Source organism: Immundisolibacter sp. (assembly GCF_041601295.1).
Classification (GTDB): domain Bacteria; phylum Pseudomonadota; class Gammaproteobacteria; order Immundisolibacterales; family Immundisolibacteraceae; genus Immundisolibacter.
Genome location: NZ_JBFIII010000156.1, coordinates 1 through 4266 on the forward strand (window position 1 = coordinate 1; position 4266 = coordinate 4266).

At 65.4% G+C, this 4266-nt stretch carries 3 protein-coding genes; all 3 read left to right on the forward strand.

What is annotated here, in order from left to right; genetic code table 11:
• On the forward strand, positions 1-861 hold an 861-nt coding region (locus ABZF37_RS13780; RefSeq protein WP_372720891.1), incomplete at its 5' end, for an aldo/keto reductase.
• Positions 852-1472, forward strand: coding sequence for a glutathione S-transferase family protein (locus ABZF37_RS13785; protein WP_372720893.1), 621 nt, complete (start codon positions 852-854; stop codon positions 1470-1472). The genes ABZF37_RS13780 and ABZF37_RS13785, both read left to right, overlap by 10 nt.
• Before the next feature lie 224 nt (positions 1473-1696).
• Positions 1697-4266 (forward strand): molybdopterin-dependent oxidoreductase (locus ABZF37_RS13790; RefSeq protein ID WP_372720895.1); only part of this gene is annotated, 2570 nt, incomplete at its 3' end.

Genomic DNA, 4266 nt, shown 5'->3' on the forward strand with positions numbered 1-4266 from the left:
ACCCAGGGCCTCACCGAGGCGTACATCGGCAGCTGGCTCAAGGCGCGTGGCGGGCGGGATAAAGTGATTGTGGCTACCAAGGTGGCCGGTCGATCGACTGAGCTGGCCTACGCGCGGCCGTTCGCCATACACCCCGACCGGCGCAACATCGAGCTCGCTATCGACGCCAGCCTCAAGCGCCTGCAGACCGACTATATCGATTTGTACCAGGTGCACTGGCCGGACCGCAGCACTAATTTCTTCGGCCGTCTGGGTTACGAACACCAGCCGCTGGCCGACGAAGTGGCCATCGAGGACACGCTCGCGGCGCTGGCCGATGTGGTTGGTACCGGCAAGGTGCGCCATGTCGGGATCAGCAACGAGACGCCATGGGGTGCAATGCGCTATCTGGCGATTGCCGAGCAACGTCAGTTACCGCGCGTGGTGTCGATCCAGAACCCGTACAGCCTGCTCAATCGCGTGTTCGAGATCGGTCATGCCGAGATCGCACTGCGTGAGCAGATGGGACTGCTGGCCTATTCACCGCTGGGCATGGGCGCGCTCACCGGCAAATACCGCCACGGCGCCCGGCCGGCGCAGGGCCGTTTGACCCGGTTCGATCGCTTCCGGCGCTACAGCACACCGCGCGGCGCAGCAGCGGTCGAGCGCTACGCGCAGCTTGCCGAGACGCACCGCCTGGATCCCGCGCAGATGGCGCTGGCCTTTCTCCTGCGCCAGCCGTTCCTGACCAGCGTCATTGTCGGTGCGACCACGCTTGATCAACTCGCGGTGAACCTGGGCAGCATCGATCTGACGCTGTCCGAGACAGTTGTTGCCGGAATCGAGGCGGTGCACGCCGAGGATCCGAATCCATGTCCGTGACCCTGGACCTGTACGGCCACCCCTGGTCGGCACCGACGCGCGAGGTGCGCATCCTGTGCGCGGAGCTGGCGGTCGACTATCGGTTTATCGAAGTCAAGCAGGCCGAGGCCGGCGATTACCTGCCAGAGGCTCTGAACCCGGCCTGCAAGGTGCCGATGATCGACGCCGACGGCTTCATCCTGGGCGAGGCGCACGCCATCCTGCGCTACCTCGCCGCCGGCCACGACACGGCCGGCGTCTGGTATCCGACCGCGCCGCAAGTCCGCGCGCGGGTCGACCAGTGGCTGGACTGGCAAGCGCTGCGCCTGGGTCGTCTGGCCGCGGACCTCGTGCGTCAGCGTCGCTTCCGGCCGGGCGCGTCGGACGACGCTGCGTGCGCCGAGGCCGAGCGCCTGCTCACGCTGATCCTGCCCGAGTTCGATATGGAGCTCAAAACGGCGCCCTACATATGCGGGCAGCATCCAACACTGGCCGACATCGCCATCTTCACCAGCGTCGATTACCTGCGCCTCGCGGCGTTTGATCTGGGGCGTTTCGCCGCGCTCGCGGCCTGGTTCGAGACCTGCGTTGCCCGGGCCGCGTGGGTGGCCACAGCGCCTGTCCTGGGGTGACGGCTACGCGCTGAATCAACTTGGGGTGGACTTCTGAGCGCCGGCCAGCGGAGACGTTTGATTTTCCGTTGGTTCACCACATCAATGTGACTTGCAGCCGTTGATGTTGGCGGTGCGTCCGTGCCTCGCGGGAACCGCTGACCGACGGGCGTATGCGATTCGGTTATATTCTTAGGCCCGGACCGCATTCGCGGGCCTGCTGAGCCGCTCGATCTGGATTGCCCATGGCTGCACCCGACCCGCAAATCGACACCGCGCCGGTCATCGCCGACGAGATCAAGACCACCACCTGCTATATGTGCGCTTGCCGCTGCGGTGTGCGAGTACACCTGAAAGAGGGTCGCATCCGCTACATCGACGGCAACCCCGACCACCCGGTCAATGGCGGCGTGATCTGCGGCAAGGGTTGCGCCGGCATCATGAAACAAGACTCGCCAGCGCGGCTGAAAAAGCCCTTGCTGCGCACGGGCCAGCGTGGCAGCGGCGAGTTTCGGGAAATCGAGTGGGATGAGGCGCTCGGGCTGCTCACCAAGCGCCTGGCCGGTATTCGCTCCAGCGATCCCAAGAAGCTCGCGTTCTTCACCGGCCGCGACCAGAGCCAGGCGCTCACCAGTTGGTGGGCGCAGCAGTTCGGCACGCCCAACTACGCCGCCCACGGCGGTTTCTGTTCGGTGAACATGGCGGCAGGTGGGTTGTACACCATCGGCGGCAGTTTCTGGGAGTTCGGGGAGATCGACTGGGAGCACACTCGCTACCTGCTGATGTTCGGCGTGGCCGAGGATCACGACAGCAACCCACTGAAGATCGGTCTTGCCAAGCTCAAGGCGCGCGGCGCGCGTTTTGTGTCGGTCAACCCGGTGCAGACCGGCTACTCGGCCATTGCCGACGAGTGGCTGGGCATCCGCCCCGGCAGTGACGGGCTGCTGATCCTGGCGTTGGTGCACGAGTTGCTGCGCAGCGAGCAGGTGGATTTCGAGTACCTGGCGCGTTACACCAACGCGCCCTGGCTGGTCATAGACAACCCCGGCGGCGCCGACGATGGCCTGTTCGCGCGGGGCGAAGACGGCAAGCCCCTGGTTTTCGACGCGCGCCGCGGCGCAGTGACCAGTGCCATGGGTATGGATATCCAACCGGCCCTGGGCGGCCGGCGTGACCTGGCCGATGGCCGCAGCGCGGTGCCGGTGTTCGAACTGCTGGTGCGCCGCTACCTCAATCCCGGGTACGCCCCGGATGCCGTGGCCGAGCGGGTGGGCCTGTCGGCCGCCACTATCCGTGGTCTGGCGGCCGAAATCGCCTCGGCGGCCTTCGAACACCCGTTGGTGATCGACCAGCCCTGGACCGACTGGACCGGTCGTCGGCACGAAACCATGATCGGCCGGCCGGTATCGTTCTATGCCATGCGCGGTATCGCCGCACACTCGAATGGATTTCACACCTGCCGTGCGCTGCATGTGTTGCAAACCCTGCTCGGCGCGATCGATGCGCCCGGCAGCTTTCGCTACAAGCCGCCGTTCCCCAAGCCGATTCCGCCGGGTCAAAAGCCGACTGGCAAGCCGCAGCAGGTCGCTCCGAACACGCCAATGCCGGGCCAACCACTGGGTTTTGTCAGCAGTCCTCAGGACCTGTTGCTGGACGCCGCTGGGCAGCCCATGCGCATCGACAAGGCCTACTCCTGGGAGGCGCCTCTGGCAGCCCACGGGCTTATGCACATGGTGATTCACAACGCCTGGAAAGTTGATCCGTACCCGATCGACACGCTGTTCATGTTTATGTCCAACATGGCCTGGAACTCCAGCATGAACAGCGCCGGTACCATGCGAATGCTGACCGACCAGGACCCGGCCAGCGGCGAGTACCGAATCCCGTTCATCGTCTACTCGGACGCGTTCGCCTCGGAAATGGTCGCGTACGCCGATCTGGTGCTGCCGGACACGACCTATCTGGAGCGCTGGGACGCCATCTCGCTGCTGGATCGGCCGATTTCGAGCGCCGACGGGCCGGCAGACTCGATCCGTCAGCCGATCATGACGCCGGATCGCGACGTGCGCTGTTTCCAGAGCGTGTTATTGGATCTGGGCGCCCGCCTCGGACTGCCAGGCATGGTCACGGACGACGGCAGCGCGCAGTATCCTGGCGGCTACCCGGATTACATCGTCAACCACCAGCGCGAGCCCGGTGTGGGTACGCTGGCCGGCTGGCGCGGCGCCGACGGCGACCAGCAGGGTGCGGGTGCGCCCAACCCTGACCAGCTGCAGCGCTACATCGACAACGGCTGCTTCTGGCAGGACACGCTGTCGCCGCAGGCGCGCTACTTCAAACACGTCAACCGCGACTATCTGGACTACGTCGCCGGCATGGGCTTCATTGAAACTGCTGAGCCGGTGATTCTGCAGCTATACAGCGAGCCGCTGCAGAGGTTTCGCCTGGCCGCCCGTGGCCACGGGCCGGTGACGCCGCCGCCGGCCGAGCGGGCGCGCATCGAAACCTATTTCGACCCGTTGCCGATCTGGTACGAGCCGCTCGAAATGGCCGCCGTACAAGCCGGCGATTACCCGCTGCATGCCATTACCCAGCGGCCGATGATCATGTACCACGCGTGGGATTCGCAAACCGCCTGGCAGCGGCAAATTCTTGGCAGCAACCGCTTGTATCTGCACCCGCGGACGGCAGCGCGGCTTGGTATCGCCGACGACGCGTGGGTGTGGGTGGTCAGCCACCACGGACGCATCAAGGGTCAGGTGCGGCTGATGAGCGGCGTCAATCCGGATACGGTGTGGACTTGGAACGCCGTTGG

Coding starts and splice junctions, on each gene's coding strand:
- ABZF37_RS13785 (WP_372720893.1), top strand. CDS start 852: ATGTCCGTGACCCTGGACCTGTACGGCCACCCCTGGTCGGCACCGACG.